The organism is Klebsiella sp. w6, from assembly GCF_033100215.1.
Lineage (GTDB): Bacteria > Pseudomonadota > Gammaproteobacteria > Enterobacterales > Enterobacteriaceae > Klebsiella > Klebsiella variicola.
In genome coordinates this window covers 1,093,816-1,110,716 of sequence record NZ_CP136907.1, presented here as the reverse complement: position 1 = coordinate 1,110,716, position 16,901 = coordinate 1,093,816, and the positions used below count along the sequence as shown (strand labels likewise).

Here is a 16,901-nt window from a genome sequence, read left to right as displayed (position 1 = left end):
ACAGGATGACCCATTTAACGCGCATCAGCGCTATCAACTGGAACCGCATTGATGACGACAAAGATCTTGAGGTCTGGAATCGTCTCACCAGCAACTTCTGGCTACCGGAGAAAGTGCCGCTATCGAACGACATTCCCGCCTGGCAAACCCTCAGCGCGGCGGAGCAGCAGTTGACCATTCGCGTCTTCACCGGGCTGACGCTGCTCGACACCATTCAGAACACGGTCGGCGCGCCGGCGCTGATGGCGGACGCGCTGACCCCGCATGAGGAGGCGGTGCTGTCGAACATCAGCTTTATGGAAGCGGTTCATGCCCGCTCTTACAGCTCCATTTTTTCCACGCTGTGCCACAGCAAAGAGGTGGATGCCGCCTTCGCCTGGAGTGAAAGCTGCGAACCCCTGCAGCGCAAGGCGCAACTGATGCTGGGCTACTATCAGGCCGACGAGCCGCTGAAGAAAAAAATCGCCAGCGTGTTCCTCGAATCCTTTCTCTTCTACTCCGGCTTCTGGCTGCCAATGCACTTCTCCAGCCGGGGAAAACTGACCAATACCGCGGATCTGATCCGTCTGATCATTCGCGATGAAGCGGTACATGGCTATTACATTGGCTACAAGTATCAGAAAGGACTGGAGATCGTCAGCCCCGGAAAGCGCGAAGAACTGAAAAATTTCGCCCTCGATCTGCTGATGGATCTTTACGACAACGAGCTGGCCTACAGTCGGGAACTGTACGGCGAGAGCGGCTGGTTTGACGACGTCAGCGCTTTCCTGTGCTACAACGCCAACAAAGCGCTGATGAACCTCGGTTATGAAGCGCTGTTTCCGGCGGAGATGGCAGCGGTTAACCCGGCGATCCTCGCCGCGCTGTCGCCTAACGCCGATGAAAACCACGACTTTTTCTCCGGCTCCGGCTCCTCGTACGTGATAGGCAAAACGGAAGAAACCGCCGACGACGATTGGGACTTTTAACCATACTTTCACCAGGAATATGGCGGGCTGGTTCCTGGTGATCTATTTCGCAGAAAAGTGGGTTCATCTGCCAAATATTCTCTCCATCGCATAACCGTCATCACTCCGTCATATTTAACAGAAAACTGGTCCATTTCAGTCGAATTATCCAGAGATAATCAAAAAATATTACCCACAACAAATTGACGCTCAGCCCTTATATCACGGGGGCTGCGCCACCCTATCCCTCACGCCATTTTGCCGAGAGTTTGCCATTGAGGGTTGTCACAGAATCTGAGTATGTTAGGGTGTAAAAAGATCATAATCACCATCGGGTATCGTATCGCAATAAACAAATAACAGGAACTTCTCTATTGCATGGCAATTAAATTAGAAATCAAAAATCTTTATAAGATATTTGGCGAGCACCCAAACCGGGCTTTCAAATATATTGAGAAAGGACTCAACAAAGCGCAAATACTGGAAAAAACGGGGCTGTCGCTTGGCGTCAAAGACGCCAGTCTGGCCATTGAAGAAGGCGAGATATTCGTCATCATGGGGCTCTCCGGCTCGGGGAAATCCACCATGGTTCGCCTTCTCAATCGCCTGATTGAACCCACCCGCGGCCAGGTGCTGATTGACGGGGTCGACATCGCCAAAATGTCGGATGCCGAGCTGCGCGAGGTGCGTCGCAAGAAAATTGCGATGGTATTTCAGTCCTTTGCGCTGATGCCACACATGAGCGTGCTCGACAACACGGCGTTTGGCATGGCGCTGGCCGGCGTCCCGACCGCCGAACGAGAACAAAAAGCGCGGGAGGCGCTGCGGCAGGTGGGGCTGGAGAATTATGCCCACGCCTGGCCGGATGAACTCTCCGGCGGGATGCGTCAGCGCGTCGGTTTAGCTCGCGCGCTGGCGATTAATCCCGATATTCTGTTAATGGATGAAGCCTTCTCCGCGCTCGACCCGCTCATTCGCACCGAAATGCAGGATGAGCTCATCAAATTACAGGCTAAGCATCAACGCACTATCGTCTTTATTTCCCATGACCTTGATGAAGCCATGCGAATTGGCGATCGCATTGCCATTATGCAAAATGGCGAAGTGGTCCAGGTCGGTACGCCGGATGAAATACTGAATAATCCGGCCAATGATTATGTGCGCACCTTCTTCCGCGGCGTGGATATTAGCCAGGTCTTCAGCGCCAAAGATATTGCCCGCCGCAGCCCGGTTGGATTGATTCGTAAAACCCCAGGTTTTGGCCCCCGCTCCGCGCTGAAATTATTACAGGATGAAGACCGGGAATATGGCTATGTCATCGAACGCGGAAATCGCTTTGTCGGGATTGTCTCGATCGATTCTCTGAAAACCGCGCTCAGCGTCGGCCAGGGGATCGAGGCGGCGCTGATTGACGCCCCGCTGGCGGTGGAGGCGCAAACGCCGCTCAGCGATCTGCTCTCCCACGTCGGCCACGCCCCGTGCGCCGTCCCGGTGGTGGATGAAGAACAACAATACATTGGCATCATTTCCAAACGAATGCTGCTCCAGGCTTTAGATCGCGAGGGGGTGAATCATGGCTGATCAAACTAATCCGTGGGACAGCGCCCCGGCAACCGACAGCGCTGCGCAGGCCGCCGATGCCTGGGGTGGCGCCTCTACTGCCGCGCCGGCCAACGGCGGCGGCGCCGACTGGCTGCACAGCGCGCCCGCGCCGCAGCCGGAATCGTTCAACATCATGGACCCGTTCCATAAAACGCTGATCCCGCTCGACAGCTGGGTCACCCACGCTATCGACTGGATCGTGCTGCACTTCCGTCCGCTATTCCAGGGGATCCGCGTGCCGATCGACTACATCCTCAGCGCCTTCCAGCAGCTGTTGTTGGGGATGCCAGCGCCGGTGGCGATTATCGTCTTCGCGCTGATCGCCTGGCAGATCTCCAGCCTCGGCATGGGGGTCGCCACCCTGGTTTCGCTGATTGCCATCGGCGCTATCGGCGCCTGGTCGCAGGCGATGGTCACCCTGGCGCTGGTCCTCACCGCCCTGCTGTTCTGCATGGTTATCGGCCTGCCGCTGGGTATTTGGCTGGCGCGCAGCCCGCGGGCGGCAAAAATTATCCGCCCGCTGCTCGATGCCATGCAGACCACGCCGGCCTTCGTCTACCTGGTGCCGATCGTGATGCTGTTCGGCATCGGCAACGTGCCCGGCGTGGTAGTGACGATTATCTTCGCCTTGCCGCCGATCGTCCGCCTGACAATTCTCGGGATAAACCAGGTGCCCGCGGATCTGATCGAAGCGTCGCGCTCGTTTGGCGCCAGCCCGCGCCAGCTGTTGTTTAAGGTTCAGCTGCCGCTGGCGATGCCCACCATCATGGCCGGGGTAAACCAGACGCTGATGCTGGCCCTGTCGATGGTGGTGATCGCCTCGATGATCGCCGTCGGCGGTCTTGGCCAGATGGTGCTGCGCGGCATCGGCCGCCTGGATATGGGTCTCGCCACCGTCGGCGGAGTGGGGATCGTGATCCTCGCGATTATTCTTGACCGCCTCACCCAGGCCGTCGGTCGCGACGCCCGCAGTCGCGGCAACCGCCGCTGGTACACCACCGGCCCACTGGGGCTTATCACTCGCCCTTTCTGTCGATAAGTCGATAACAGCGCCGCTCCCCGGCACCAGCCGAGGCCGGGGGGTCGCTCTTCCCGTTAAACAATAAGAGGAACCACCATGCGACATCGTACGATGATGGCCACCGCCGCCTTTGCCACCCTGATCGCCACCAGCACCTTCGCCGCCGACCTGCCGGGCAAAGGGATTACCGTGAAGCCTGCCCAGAGCACTATTTCGGAAGAGACCTTCCAGACCCTGCTGGTCAGTCGCGCGCTGGAGAAGCTTGGCTACACCGTCGAGAAACCGAGCGAAGTGGACTATAACGTTGCCTATACCTCGATTGCCGCCGGGGATACCACCTTTATCGCCACCAACTGGCAGCCGCTGCACGATGACATGTACGCCGCGGCGGGCGGTGATAACAAATTCTATCGTAAAGGGGTGTATGTCTCAGGCGCCGCTCAGGGCTATCTGATCGACAAAAAAACCGCCGAGCAGTACCACATCACCTCCATCGATCAGCTTAAAGATCCGCAGATCGCCAAACTGTTTGATACCAATAACGACGGTAAAGCGGATCTCACCGGCTGTACGCCAGGCTGGGGCTGCGAAGCGGTGATTAACCACCAGATTGACGCCTATGGCCTGAGCAAAACCGTCACCCATAACCAGGGCAACTACGCGGCGATGATGGCTGACACCATCGCCCGCTATAAAGAGGGTAAACCGGTGCTCTACTACACCTGGACGCCGTACTGGGTCAGCGACGTGCTGAAACCTGGCAAAGACGTCGTCTGGCTGCAGGTGCCGTTCTCCTCCCTGCCGGGCGAGCAGAAAAACATCGACACCAAACTGGCCAACGGCGCCAACTATGGCTTCCCGGTGAACACGATGCACATCGTCGCCAACAAAACCTGGGCCGAGAAAAATCCGGCCGCCGCCACCCTGTTTAGCGTCATGAAGCTGCCGATCGCCGACATCAACGCCGAGAATGCGATGATGCACGAAGGCCATGCTTCCGAAGCCGACATTAACGGTCATGTCGATGGCTGGATCAAAGCCCACCAGCCGCTGTTCGACAGCTGGGTGAAAGCGGCGCTCGCCGCGCAGCAGTAACCCTGCCTCCCGGATAAGGCGCTCCGTCTTATCCGGGCTCCCTTTCCCTCGTTGCTCGCAGCACAGAGTATGGAAAAGCGGATTCCAGGAATTTCCATAGTGTTAAGGCGCGTCGCGCTCTGTTAAGGTGGACCCATCGGTCAATTTGTCACCTTCACATGGATCCAGCGATAAGTTATTCATATGGAAAACCCCGCGCCCTTAACCTGTGCCTTACCTGAACGTGTCGCCACCGTCGGCGAAGGCATCAAAGACAGTCTCCCCATCGTTATCAGCTACCTGCCGGTGGCTTTCGCCTTCGGACTGAACGCCACCCGGCTGGGATTCACCCCGCTGGAAAGCCTGTTTTTCTCCTGCATTATTTACGCCGGCGCCAGCCAGTTTGTGATCACCGCCATGCTGGCCGCCGGCAGTTCGCTGTGGGTCGCCGCCCTGACGGTGATGGCGATGGATGTCCGCCACGTGCTGTATGGTCCCTCATTGCGCAGCCGCATTCGCTCAGCGCTGGATAAAAAGAAAACCGCCCTCTGGGCCTTCGGCCTGACCGATGAGGTTTTCGCCGCGGCCACCGCCAGGCTGGTTCGCGATAACCGCCGCTGGAGCGAAAACTGGATGCTCGGTCTCGCTTTTACTTCCTGGGCATCGTGGGTGTGCGGCACGCTGGCCGGCGCCTGGTCCGGTAACGGCCTGCTGGTGGATTATCCCGCGGTGGAGGCCGCGCTCGGCTTTATGCTGCCGGCGCTGTTTATGAGCTTCCTGCTGGCCTCATTCCAGCGCCAGCAGTCACTCTGCGTCACGGCAGCCCTGGCGGGCGCGCTGGGTGGCATTTTGTTATTTTCCATTCCGGCGGCCATCCTCGCCGGGATTGTCTGCGGGTGTCTGACGGCGCTGGTCCAGGCCATGCTTAAGGGGATGCCGGATGAACAGTGAAGTCCTTCTGCTCGGGGTGATAGTCGGCAGCGTGAATTATCTGTTTCGCTATCTTCCCCTGCGCCTGCGCGCCGGCCATGCCCGGCCTGCCCGCCGTGGCCCGGTCAGCGTGCTGCTGGATACCATCGGCATCGCCTCGATTTGCGCGCTGCTGGTGGTCTCCAGCGTGCCGGAGATCCTCGCCGATGCCCATCGCCTGGCGCCGACGCTGATCGGCTTCCTGGTGCTGGGGGCCGCCTTCTGGAAAACCCGCAGCATTATTGTCCCGACGCTGCTGTCGGCGTTGGCCTACGGTCTGGCATGGAAAATCACCAGCGGACTCTAAGCTTTACGTATCAATTTTAGTCAATAATTCATTTGATTTATTTGTCACAATAGTTATTATATCGGCTGTAATTAATGAGGTCATACCCAAATGGATAGTTCGTTTACTCCCATTGAGCAAATGCTCAAATTCCGCGCCAGCCGCCATGAAGATTTCCCGTTCCAGGAGATCCTGTTAACTCGTCTTTGCATGCATATGCAAGGTAAGCTGCTGGAAAATCGCAATAAAATGCTCAAAGCGCAGGGAATTAACGAGACATTATTTATGGCGCTGATTACGCTGGAGTCACAGGAAAACCACAGCATCCAGCCGTCCGAGCTGAGTTGCGCGCTGGGCTCGTCGCGTACCAACGCCACCCGTATCGCTGATGAACTGGAAAAACGCGGCTGGATTGAACGTCGCGAGAGCGATAACGATCGCCGCTGTCTGCATCTGCAACTGACCGAAAAGGGTCATCAGTTTTTGCGTGAAGTCCTGCCACCGCAGCATAACTGCCTGCATCAGCTGTGGTCTTCACTCAGCACCAGCGAAAAAGATCAGCTCGAACATATCACCCGCAAACTCCTGAGCCGCCTTGACCAGATGGAAGAAGAAGGCGTGCTGGCGGACTCTCTACGCTAAGGGCGGCGTCGCTCAGCCCATTTTTACGTTGCAAGGAAAACAGCCAGGCCAGCAGATCTCTGCTGGCCTTTCTGATAAACAGGTCGGCTCAGCCGATGTGAAATAATAAGATCGTGGAGAATAACATGAGCGCAAATGCGGAGAGCCAAACCCCGCAGCAACCAGGCAGCAAAAAAGGAAAGCGCAAAGGCGCACTCCTGTTGCTGACATTGCTCTTTATTATTATTGCCGTGGCATATGGGATTTACTGGTTTCTGGTACTGCGTCATTACGAAGAGACCGACGATGCCTACGTGGCAGGGAACCAGGTACAAATTATGGCCCAGGTCTCAGGCAGCGTGACCAAAGTCTGGGCTGACAACACGGACTACGTGCAGAAAGGCGATCCGCTGGTGACGCTCGATCAGACCGATGCCCAGCAGGCGTTTGAGAAAGCCAAAACGCAGCTGGCCGCCAGCGTGCGTCAAACCCGTCAGCAGATGATCAACAGCAAGCAGTTGCAGGCGAATATTGACGTCAAAAAGACCGCCCTCGCCCAGGCGCAGGCTGACCTGAATCGCCGCATCCCGCTGGGCGCCGCGAACCTGATCGGCCGCGAAGAGTTGCAGCACGCCCGCGATACCGTCGCCAGCGCGCAGGCCGAACTCGACGTGGCAATCCAGCAATACAACGCCAACCAGGCGATCGTGCTGGGCACCAAACTGGAACAGCAGCCGGCGGTGCTGCAGGCGGCCACCGAAGTGCGTAACGCCTGGCTGGCCCTGCAGCGTACGCAAATCGTCAGCCCGATTAGCGGCTACGTTTCCCGTCGCTCGGTACAGCCTGGGGCGCAGATCGGCACCACCACGCCGCTGATGGCGGTGGTCCCGGCGACCAACCTGTGGATCGACGCCAACTTTAAAGAGACCCAGCTGGCGCACATGCGCATCGGCCAGCCGGCCACCGTGATCAGCGACATCTATGGCGATGACGTGAAATACACCGGCAAAGTGGTCGGCCTCGATATGGGCACCGGCAGCGCCTTCTCCCTGCTGCCGGCGCAGAACGCCACCGGTAACTGGATCAAAGTGGTACAGCGCCTGCCGGTCCGTATTGAGCTGGATGAAAAACAGCTGGCGGAACACCCGCTGCGCATCGGCCTCTCCACGCTGGTGGAGGTCAACACCACCGATCGCGATGGCGAAATGCTGGCCAGCCAGGTGCGAAGCTCCCCGGTTTACGAGAGCAATGCCCGCGAAATCGCGCTTGAGCCGGTTAATAAACTGATCGACGAGATCATTCAGGCCAACGCCGGATAATTCGGGGTGAGCGTAATGCAACAGCAAAAACCGCTCGAAGGCGCGCAACTGGTCATTATGACCATTGCGTTGTCGCTGGCGACGTTCATGCAGGTGCTGGACTCCACGATCGCCAACGTGGCGATCCCAACCATTGCCGGTAACCTTGGCTCGTCGCTGAGCCAGGGGACGTGGGTCATCACCTCGTTCGGGGTGGCCAACGCCATCTCCATCCCCATTACCGGCTGGCTGGCGAAGCGCGTCGGCGAGGTGAAGCTCTTCGTCTGGTCGACGGTGGCATTCGCTATCGCCTCCTGGGCCTGTGGGGTGTCGAACAGCCTGACGATGCTGATTTTCTTCCGCGTCATTCAGGGGATCGTCGCCGGTCCGCTGATCCCGCTGTCGCAGAGCCTGTTGCTCAGCAACTACCCACCGGCGAAGCGGTCGATTGCGCTGGCCCTGTGGTCAATGACCGTGATCGTCGCTCCGATCTGTGGCCCGATTCTCGGCGGCTATATCAGCGATAACTACCACTGGGGCTGGATCTTCTTCATCAACGTGCCGATTGGTATCGCAGTGGTGATCATGACGCTGCAAACCCTGCGCGGGCGCGAAACCCGTACCGAACAACGACGTATCGACGGCGTCGGGCTGGCGTTGCTGATTATCGGTATCGGTAGCCTGCAGGTGATGCTCGACCGCGGTAAAGAGCTCGACTGGTTCGCTTCCAACGAGATTATCATCCTGACCATCGTGGCGGTGGTGGCGATAAGCTTCCTGATTGTCTGGGAGCTGACTGACGATAACCCGATAGTCGACCTGTCGCTGTTTAAGTCGCGCAACTTCACCATCGGCTGTTTGTGTATCAGCCTGGCCTATATGCTCTACTTCGGCGCTATCGTACTGCTGCCGCAGCTGTTGCAGGAGGTCTACGGCTACACCGCTACCTGGGCCGGTTTGGCGTCGGCGCCGGTGGGGGTGATCCCGGTCATTCTGTCGCCGATTATTGGCCGCTTTGCCCATAAGCTCGATATGCGTCGGCTGGTCACCTTCAGCTTTATTATGTATGCCGTCTGCTTCTACTGGCGTGCGTGGACCTTTGAACCGGGTATGGACTTTGGTGCATCGGCGTGGCCGCAGTTTATCCAGGGCTTCGCGGTGGCTTGTTTCTTCATGCCATTGACCACCATCACCCTCTCCGGCCTGCCGCCGGAGCGGCTGGCGGCGGCGTCGAGCTTGTCAAACTTTACCCGAACTCTGGCCGGCTCCATCGGGACCTCGATCACCACCACCATGTGGACCAACCGTGAGGCGCTGCACCATGCGCAGCTCACCGAGTCGGTGACGCCGTTCAACCCCAACGCCCAGCAGATGTACGATCAGCTGCAGGGCATGGGAATGACCCAGCAGCAGGCTTCCGGCTGGATAGCGCAGCAGATAACCAACCAGGGGTTGATTATCTCCGCCAACGAAATCTTCTGGGTTTCGGCGGGGATCTTTATTCTTCTGCTCAGCCTGGTGTGGTTCGCCAGGCCGCCATTCAGTGCCGGCGGCGGCGGCGGGGGCGCACACTAAGCATCAGACTAAGGGACCTGCGGGTCCCTTTTTTATGGCGTCAGATTGTCCAATTCTCGCTAGTTTCTGTCTCGTTTGCGAAAGCTCGCCACCCGGTGCTCGGGCAGGATAAAGGCTGACCATTAAGGAGAACACTATGCTGAGCCATCCTGCTGAAAAGTACCGTCCCTATCCGCCGATTGCCCTGCTCGACCGCCGCTGGCCCGACCGGCAAATCAGCCACGCCCCGCGCTGGCTGTCGACCGACCTGCGCGACGGCAACCAGGCGCTGGCGGAGCCCATGGACAGCGCCCGCAAACTGCAGTTCTGGGATCTGCTGCTGGAGTGCGGTTTTAAAGAGATTGAGGTCGCCTTCCCTTCCGCTTCGCAAACCGATTTCAACTTCGTCCGCCAGCTGATCGACGAGCAGCGCATCCCGGAAGATGTCACCATCCAGGTGCTGACCCAGGCGCGGGATCCGCTGATCCTGCGCACCTTTGAGGCACTGCGCGGCGCCCGCCAGGCCACCGTCCACCTCTACAATGCCACCGCGCCGCTGTTTCGCGAGCTGGTCTTCGGGATGGATAAAGCCGAAGTGATCGCCCTGGCGACCCGCGCCACCCGACTTATCCGCCAGCAGTGCGAACAACAGCCGGAGACCCGCTGGCAATACGAATACTCACCAGAGACCTTCTGCTTTACCGAACCCGAGTTTGCCCTTGAGATTTGCGAGGCGGTGGCGGACGTCTGGCAGCCCTGCGCCGAACGGCCGATGATCGTCAATCTGCCGGCGACGGTGGAAGTGAACACCCCCAACGTCTATGCCGATCAGATCGAGTATTTTTGCCGCCACTTCTCCCGCCGCGGCGAGGTCTGCATCAGCGTGCACCCGCACAACGACCGCGGGACCGGTGTCGCCAGCGCCGAGCTGGCGGTGATGGCCGGCGCCGATCGGGTGGAAGGCTGCCTGTTTGGCAATGGCGAACGCACCGGCAACGTCTGCCTGGTGACGCTGGCCATGAATCTCTACAGCCAGGGCATCGACCCTGAGCTTCGCTTCGAGCAGATGAACCGGGTGGTGGAGGTGGTGGAAAACTGCAACCAGATCCCCGTTCACCCACGCCACCCGTGGGCGGGAAGTCTGGCTTATACCGCCTTCTCCGGCTCCCATCAGGATGCCATCAAAAAAGGGTTTGATGCCCGTCAGCCAGGCGATCCGTGGCAGATGCCCTACCTGCCCATTGATCCACAGGATATTGGCTGTAGCTATGAGGCGGTGATCCGCGTCAACAGCCAGTCGGGAAAAAGCGGCAGCGCCTGGCTTATCGAACAAAACCATGGTCTCAAGCTGCCCCGCGGGCTGCAGCAGGACTTCAGTCAGCATGTACAGCAGGTGACCGATAGCGACGGCAAAGAGATGACCCACCACGCGCTGTGGCAGCTGTTCCGCACGCGCTACGGCCTGCTGGCGCAGCCTGCGCTGACGCTGCTTGATTATCAGAGCGCCAGCCAACAGGATGGCCAGCTTTCGCTGCAGGCGACGCTGCGACACCACGGCGAAACCCGACGCCTGCAGGGCCAGGGCAACGGCCTGCTGTCGGCCGCCGCCAGCGGCCTCAGCGCGCTGCTCAGACAACCGTTTATGATCAAGGACTACCATGAGCATACCCTTGGCGCGCGCAGCGACAGTCGGTCGGTCGCCTATATCCGCTGCGTTTTTCCACAAGGTGAAAGCTACTGGGGAGTGGGTATTGATAATGACGTGGCGCGCGCTTCGCTGCAGGCATTGTGCAATGCGATTAGCGTCGCCGATCAGGTCGAAGGGCGAAAATAGTCGCTGGGGGCGACGCCCATCACCCGACGAAACATGGCGCTGAAGGCGCTGTGGCTGCCGTAGCCCAGCTCCAGCGCCACCCGCAGCACGGAGTGACCCTGCGCCAGGCGAATCAGCGCTTCCATTAGCTTCGCCCGGCGCACCCACTCGCTCCACGTCAGGCTAGTCTGCTGCTGAAAATGGCGGTTAAGGGTTCGCTCACTCATGCTGCACACCTTTGCCGCCTGGCCGCTGCTCCAGGCTTTGCCCGGCGCCTCGCGTACCTGCTGGCACAGCCGACGCAGCGTGTCACTTTGCGGTTCCGGCAGGCCAAACGGCAGGATCGCCATCCCGCGGATCTCATCGAGGATCAGCTCATAAATCCGTTCGTCACGGCTGGCGGGGGCATAGCACTCGGCCAGTCCCAGGGATGAGACGATCAGTTCCCGCAGCAGCGGCGTGATCTGTACGATCTGGCAACCCGCCGGGAGATCGGCGCGCGCCAGCGGATCGATAAACAGGGTGCGCGCCGCCACGTTGCCGGTCATACGCAGCGCGTGCGGCGTTCCCGCCGGCAGCCAGACGCCGCGCCCGGGAGGCACCACCCAGTAACCTGCCGGTGTCGCGACCCGCACCACGCCGCTTAAAATATGCAGCAGCTGGGCGCAGTCATGCTGATGCCAGTCTTCCTGGTCACCGTGGGCATAATCATGGGCAAAAGGCACCAGCGGGCGGTGCTGAAAGGAGAAAGTCGTGGTGGTCGTCATGGCGGCGTCAGGAGAGCGGCCCGGCGACAGGCGTCGGGCCGTGGCGGAAGCACTAGATGTGCAGTTCCTGCAGTTTTTCTTTCGGCAGTGCCAGTTCGTCGTTGCTGTTGATGCGTACATCGCGCTCAATGATATGACGAGCGATGTCCTGGGCCTCTTCCAGCGAGTGCATGGTATAGGTTCCGCACTGGTAGACGTTGAGCTCCGGGATCTGGTTCTGATCTTTCACCTTCAGCACATCGGCCATCGCCGCTTTCCAGGCGTCAGCGACGCGCTGCTCGTCCGGTGTACCAATCAGGCTCATATAGAACCCGGTGCGGCAGCCCATTGGCGAAATGTCGATAATTTCCACGCCATTCCCGTTCAGGTGATCGCGCATAAAGCCCGCGAACAGGTGCTCCAGGGTGTGGATACCGCGTTCCGGCATCACTTCCTGGTTCGGCACGCAGAAGCGCAGATCGAAAACGGTGATTTCATCGCCATGCGGCGTGTTCATTTTCTTCGCGACACGCACCGCTGGGGCTTCCATTCGGGTATGGTCGACTGTGAAACTATCTAACAACGGCATTCGTCACCTCCGGGAGTGATTTTTTTTAAAATAAAATGAACTCTTTGTTCAGCCGCGAGTCTCAGTATATGAAAGACGCGCATTTATTATCATCATCATCCCTGAATCAGAGATGAAAGTTTGGCCACATTGATGTGGCCTTTTTCTTTTGTATCGTCAGCGGCTACGCGTGTCGTGCCAGCAGCGCTTCGAACGGCTCACTGTCTTCCGCTTCCACTTTCTTCTGCCGTGCCACCGATGCCTCGCGCTCGGCGATGAAATCGGCTTCGCTCAGGATCTCCAGCGGCTCTTCCCGCAGTTGCGTCCGATAGCGATCCGCCAATGCACGGCCAGTGCCGCCAATCCCTTCTTCAATCATAGAACGCAGAATGCGGGCTGAGAAGGTTAATTCCGGATCGTCAAAGCAGGCCAGCAGCTCGTCGCAGACCTGCTGATATGCCTGGCCACCGTGGATACTGTCAAGGGTCTGCGCCACGCGGCGTAAATCGCGGAACAGATCTTTGCCCACCTGAGCCAGCGGGAACTGCGCGCTTTCGCAGCCAATCCCCAGCGTTAAGCCCGGCTTACGCCCTTCCAGAATCACCCGATTCCAGTTGGTGCGAGTGCACAGCAGCTCATCGCTGCTCATCTCCGGCGCGTCGGCCAGCGCGCACCAGACCATAAACAGATCGAGGAAACGCACCTGCTGGGCGTCAACGCCGATCGGCGAGAACGGGTTGATATCCAGCGAACGCACTTCAATGTACTCAATGCCGCCGCGGAGCAGCGCATCGGACGGGGTTTCGCCCCGACGGGTCACGCGTTTCGGACGGATCGGCGCATAGAGTTCGTTTTCAATCTGCAGGATATTGCTGTTGATCTGCAGATACTTGCCGTCTTTCTGCAGCCCGATTTTAGCGTACTCTTCCGACGGCGTTTTAATCGCCCGCTTCAATCCTGCCACATACTCATGCAGATCGTTAAACGTAATTCCGAGATTGCTTTGCGACTTATTGGTATAACCGAGGTCGCTGAGGCGCAGCGAGGTGGCGTACGGCAGGTAGTACATACCGTTACCCGCTTCCTCAAAAGGCAGCGTCGTCGGTTTCCCTTGCAGGAACGAGGAGCAAATCGCCGGCGAAGCGCCGAACAGATAAGGGATCACCCAGCCAAAACGATAGTAGTTACGAATCGAGCGGAAATAGCCCGCCGAGATAGCTTCTTTACCGCTTTCGACGTCTTCCACGCCACACTTCGCCTGCCAGAACGCCATCGGCAGCGAGAAATTATAGTGCACGCCGGAGATAGTCTGCATCAACGCGCCATAGCGGTTCTTCAGCCCCTCGCGATACAGCGTTTTCAGACGCCCCACGTTTGAGGTGCCGTACTGCGCCAGCTCAATATCCTGACCGGGAGCGATATAGCATGGCATACTCAGCGGCCACATTCGCTCGTCGCCCAGCTGACGCGCGGTATAGCGATGGACATCGCGCATAAAGGTCAGCATATGCTCAATATCGCCATCCACCGGCGTAATGAACTCGAGTAAAGCTTCGGCAAAATCGGTGGTAATCCATTTATGCGTCAGCGCTGAGCCTAACGCCAGAGGGTGACCGGTCGTTGCAAGGGTGCCGTCTGCGTTCACGCGCAGCGTTTCCCGCTCCAGACCACGTTGAATACCCTGCAGAGCCTGCGGATGTTTTTCCAGCCAGGCCAGCGCCTGTGATACGTCCGGGATCAATTTGACCTCCCGCCTGTCGAAATCGTTTGAATAAGCATAATTGTAATGGATGAACTATCAGTCCAATTAGTGCCACCACGTCATACCCTGAAGCGTCGCTGCTGCAATAACGATATAGCGCAGCGCCTTACCAAGGCATAAGAAAAAGAGTACCGGTCCCCAGGAAATGCGCATCCATCCCGCCAGCAAACACAGTAAATCGCCGACAACCGGCGCCCAGCTCAGTAAGAGCGTGACCGCGCCGTAGCGCTTAAGCCAGCCAGCCGCCCGCTCCTGCCAGCGCGAGGTTTTGCGCAGCGGAAACAAGCGCCCCAGAATAACGTTAGTTACCCCTCCAAGGCTATTGCCGATTGTTGCTATTAATACTAACCACCATGGATGACTGACCCCTGCAAGTAGCATAGCCACCAGCACAACCTCCGAATTACCGGGAAGCAGCGTGGCGCTTAAAAAGCTACTGGCAAACAGCGAGGTGAGTGACAGCGCGCCACTCACAGCAAACGCACGTCAACAGCGTCCATGCCTGCACGCTTCGCCGCCTGCAGACCAAAGTCGGCATCTTCGAAGACCACGCATTTTTCCGGCGCGACGCCCATGCGCTCGGCGCACAGCAGGAAGGTATCGGGCGCGGGTTTATGGTTGACTACATGATCGGCCGCCACCACCGCAGAGAAGTAATGACGCAGGCCCAGGTGCGCCAGTAGCGCCTCGGCGACGGCGCTTTCGCTGCCGGTACCCACCGACATCGGGCGACGACCATGCCACGCTTTGACCACCTCAATTAGCGGCAACGGGCGTACGCTGTCCAGCAGCATCGCCTTAACCGCCTGGGTTTTTTCCTGCGCCAGGCGATGTGGATCGAGATCCGCCTGGTTGAGTTCAATAATCGCCTGGGCAATCCGCCAGGTTGGTGAGCCATTGAGCGCGACCATCGCCTGTTCGTCGAAACGCATACCGTAGCGGCCCAACACCTCGTTCCATGCCTGCCGATGGGTCGGCTCGGTATCGAGAATGGTGCCATCCATATCAAAGATCAGTCCTGCGTAACCTTCGTACATTGTCTTCTCACCAACCGGTTAATGAATAGTTACTCTATCGCAAAAGCCCGTCGTTGTCGCGGCCAGCGGCTCAAACGACAAAGGCGCCCTCAGGCGCCTTCAGGCATAAACCGGGTAGTGGGTCTTATTTAATACGCAGATCGTTCTCGACCATACGCACGCCCTGCACCCGACGGGTGACTTCCACCGCACGTTTAGCGCTTTCCGCAGAGGAGACAAACCCGCTCAACTGCACGCGGCCTTTAAAGGTCTGGACGCTGATTTCTGAGGACTTGATATCTTTATCGTTAAAGAGCGCCGTTTTCACCTTAGTGGTCACCACGGTATCGTCAATGTAACCGCCGGTGCTTTCTTTGGTGGACGAACCGGCACAGCCAGTAAGGGCCGTCGCCACCAGCAGCGTCGCGCAAAAAGCAGGTATTGCTTTGAACCATTTCATGGATTTCTCTCCTTGCATTTAACTCAGCCTGATAACGCTGATATACAAGGATAAATTATAGTGGAAAGCGCGGCTTGCCAATAAAAAAAGTCAGTATGAAACCGGTGATGGAAAACGAGGTTATCGGGATGGTGAGGAGAGAGTAAAGAGTGAAGATGGTGCATCCGGGAGGATGACTCGGCTAAGCCTCGCCCTTCGGGCCGTTGCTTACGCAACGTTATCCTTCCTGGTGCTGGCGCTGATTTCGCAGACCATACAACAACGTCGTCGCTGTTACTAAGGAGAATATGGTGCATCCGGGAGGATTCGAACCTCCGACCGCTCGGTTCGTAGCCGAGTACTCTATCCAGCTGAGCTACGGATGCATCGGGAAAGCTATTTTACTGCGGGGTTACTCTCCTGGCACTTACGATGGTTTCGCAAACCAGATAACAACAATGTTGCTGTTACTAAGGAGAATATGGTGCATCCGGGAGGATTACTCGGCTGCGCCTCGCCCTACGGGCCGTTGCTTACGCAACGTTATCCTCCCTGGTGCTGGCGATAATTTCGCAGACCATAAAACAACATCGTTGCTGTTATCAAGGAGAATATGGTGCATCCGGGAGGATTCGAACCTCCGACCGCTCGGTTCGTAGCCGAGTACTCTATCCAGCTGAGCTACGGATGCATCGGAATAACTAGTTTACTACAGAATTCATCTAAATAATCAGAATCGGGCAAGAATGGTGCATCCGGGAGGATTCGAACCTCCGACCGCTCGGTTCGTAGCCGAGTACTCTATCCAGCTGAGCTACGGATGCATCGGGAAACTTGCTTTACTACGCGTCAGTGTCACAACTAACACCTGCCACACTGAGTATGATGGCCTAATCGGTAGAGTGACTCGATTATGCCTCGCACTGCGGGCCGCTGCTTTCACAGCGTTCTTCTCTCTTAATTCAGAAAGAAGATGGTGCATCCGGGAGGATTCGAACCTCCGACCGCTCGGTTCGTAGCCGAGTACTCTATCCAGCTGAGCTACGGATGCAAAATGGCGGTGAGGCGGGGATTCGAACCCCGGATGCAGCTTTTGACCGCATACTCCCTTAGCAGGGGAGCGCCTTCAGCCTCTCGGCCACCTCACCACACACGCCTCTTTCGAGTGCTTCGAAGAACTTGTTT

The 16,901-nt window shown here is 58.0% G+C and carries 16 protein-coding genes and 5 tRNA genes; 10 read left to right on the top strand and 11 right to left on the bottom strand.

Translation table 11 applies throughout. The annotated features are described in order from the left end of the window. Window positions 1-5: 5 nt before the first annotated feature. From nrdF to leuA, 10 genes are all read left to right on the top strand, one after another. Window positions 6-968, top strand: coding sequence for a class 1b ribonucleoside-diphosphate reductase subunit beta (gene nrdF / locus R0140_RS05475; protein ID WP_008806138.1), 963 nt, complete (start codon window positions 6-8; stop codon window positions 966-968). A gap of 357 nt (window positions 969-1,325) precedes the next feature. Beyond that, window positions 1,326-2,528 (top strand): glycine betaine/L-proline ABC transporter ATP-binding protein ProV, encoded by a 1,203-nt coding sequence (gene proV, locus R0140_RS05470; RefSeq protein ID WP_008806139.1) that lies wholly within the window; start codon window positions 1,326-1,328, stop codon window positions 2,526-2,528. Further along, window positions 2,521-3,588 carry a glycine betaine/L-proline ABC transporter permease ProW gene (gene proW, locus R0140_RS05465; protein ID WP_008806140.1) on the top strand — a complete coding sequence of 356 codons (1,068 nt, stop codon included), beginning with the start codon at window positions 2,521-2,523 and terminating at the stop codon, window positions 3,586-3,588. The genes proV and proW overlap by 8 nt, the downstream gene beginning before the upstream one ends. Before the next feature lie 78 nt (window positions 3,589-3,666). Then, window positions 3,667-4,665, top strand: a complete 999-nt coding sequence (gene proX / locus R0140_RS05460) for a glycine betaine/L-proline ABC transporter substrate-binding protein ProX (RefSeq protein WP_044613575.1) — start codon at window positions 3,667-3,669, stop codon at window positions 4,663-4,665. Between the two features lie 183 nt (window positions 4,666-4,848). Further along, window positions 4,849-5,595, top strand: coding sequence for an AzlC family ABC transporter permease (locus R0140_RS05455; RefSeq protein ID WP_008806142.1), 747 nt, complete (start codon window positions 4,849-4,851; stop codon window positions 5,593-5,595). Next, on the top strand, window positions 5,585-5,920 hold the full coding sequence (gene ygaH / locus R0140_RS05450) for an L-valine transporter subunit YgaH (protein WP_008806143.1): 336 nt from the start codon (window positions 5,585-5,587) through the stop codon (window positions 5,918-5,920). Before R0140_RS05455 ends, ygaH begins: the two co-directional genes overlap by 11 nt. Window positions 5,921-6,010: 90 nt before the next feature. Next, window positions 6,011-6,541 carry a transcriptional repressor MprA gene (mprA, locus tag R0140_RS05445; RefSeq protein WP_002914337.1) on the top strand — a complete coding sequence of 177 codons (531 nt, stop codon included), beginning with the start codon at window positions 6,011-6,013 and terminating at the stop codon, window positions 6,539-6,541. Window positions 6,542-6,666: 125 nt separating this feature from the next. Next, a complete protein-coding gene (gene emrA / locus R0140_RS05440) occupies window positions 6,667-7,839 on the top strand; it encodes a multidrug efflux MFS transporter periplasmic adaptor subunit EmrA (RefSeq protein ID WP_008806144.1) in 1,173 nt (390 codons plus the stop codon). 15 nt (window positions 7,840-7,854) lie between these two features. Continuing rightward, a complete protein-coding gene (gene emrB, locus R0140_RS05435) occupies window positions 7,855-9,393 on the top strand; it encodes a multidrug efflux MFS transporter permease subunit EmrB (protein ID WP_008806145.1) in 1,539 nt (512 codons plus the stop codon). A 136-nt stretch (window positions 9,394-9,529) separates the two neighbouring features. After that, on the top strand, window positions 9,530-11,206 hold the full coding sequence (gene leuA, locus R0140_RS05430) for a 2-isopropylmalate synthase (RefSeq protein WP_032736323.1): 1,677 nt from the start codon (window positions 9,530-9,532) through the stop codon (window positions 11,204-11,206). Here leuA and R0140_RS05425 read toward each other — a convergent pair. The 11 genes from R0140_RS05425 to R0140_RS05375 form a co-directional block, all read right to left on the bottom strand. Further along, window positions 11,185-11,952, bottom strand: coding sequence for an AraC family transcriptional regulator (locus R0140_RS05425; RefSeq protein WP_032736324.1), 768 nt, complete (start codon window positions 11,950-11,952; stop codon window positions 11,185-11,187). The genes leuA and R0140_RS05425 overlap by 22 nt on opposite strands. Window positions 11,953-12,004: 52 nt before the next feature. Continuing rightward, window positions 12,005-12,520 carry an S-ribosylhomocysteine lyase gene (luxS, locus tag R0140_RS05420; RefSeq protein ID WP_002914351.1) on the bottom strand — a complete coding sequence of 172 codons (516 nt, stop codon included), beginning with the start codon at window positions 12,518-12,520 and terminating at the stop codon, window positions 12,005-12,007. A gap of 163 nt (window positions 12,521-12,683) precedes the next feature. Continuing rightward, entirely contained in the window at window positions 12,684-14,240 is a 1,557-nt protein-coding gene (gene gshA, locus R0140_RS05415; protein WP_008806148.1) for a glutamate--cysteine ligase, read from the bottom strand. 66 nt (window positions 14,241-14,306) lie between these two features. Next, entirely contained in the window at window positions 14,307-14,735 is a 429-nt protein-coding gene (locus tag R0140_RS05410; RefSeq protein WP_032740867.1) for a YqaA family protein, read from the bottom strand. Continuing rightward, entirely contained in the window at window positions 14,732-15,298 is a 567-nt protein-coding gene (gene yqaB, locus R0140_RS05405) for a fructose-1-phosphate/6-phosphogluconate phosphatase (RefSeq protein WP_004174701.1), read from the bottom strand. Before yqaB ends, R0140_RS05410 begins: the two co-directional genes overlap by 4 nt. A 124-nt stretch (window positions 15,299-15,422) precedes the next feature. Beyond that, window positions 15,423-15,737 (bottom strand): BON domain-containing protein, encoded by a 315-nt coding sequence (locus R0140_RS05400; RefSeq protein ID WP_008806150.1) that lies wholly within the window; start codon window positions 15,735-15,737, stop codon window positions 15,423-15,425. 288 nt (window positions 15,738-16,025) lie between these two features. Beyond that, window positions 16,026-16,102, bottom strand: a tRNA-Arg gene (locus tag R0140_RS05395). 228 nt (window positions 16,103-16,330) lie between these two features. Then, window positions 16,331-16,407: transfer RNA gene (locus R0140_RS05390), tRNA-Arg, on the bottom strand. 56 nt (window positions 16,408-16,463) lie between these two features. After that, a tRNA-Arg gene (locus R0140_RS05385) sits at window positions 16,464-16,540 on the bottom strand. A 150-nt stretch (window positions 16,541-16,690) separates the two neighbouring features. Next, window positions 16,691-16,767 (bottom strand) — tRNA-Arg (locus R0140_RS05380). Between the two features lie 4 nt (window positions 16,768-16,771). Next, window positions 16,772-16,864 (bottom strand) — tRNA-Ser (locus R0140_RS05375). Window positions 16,865-16,901: the final 37 nt, after the last annotated feature.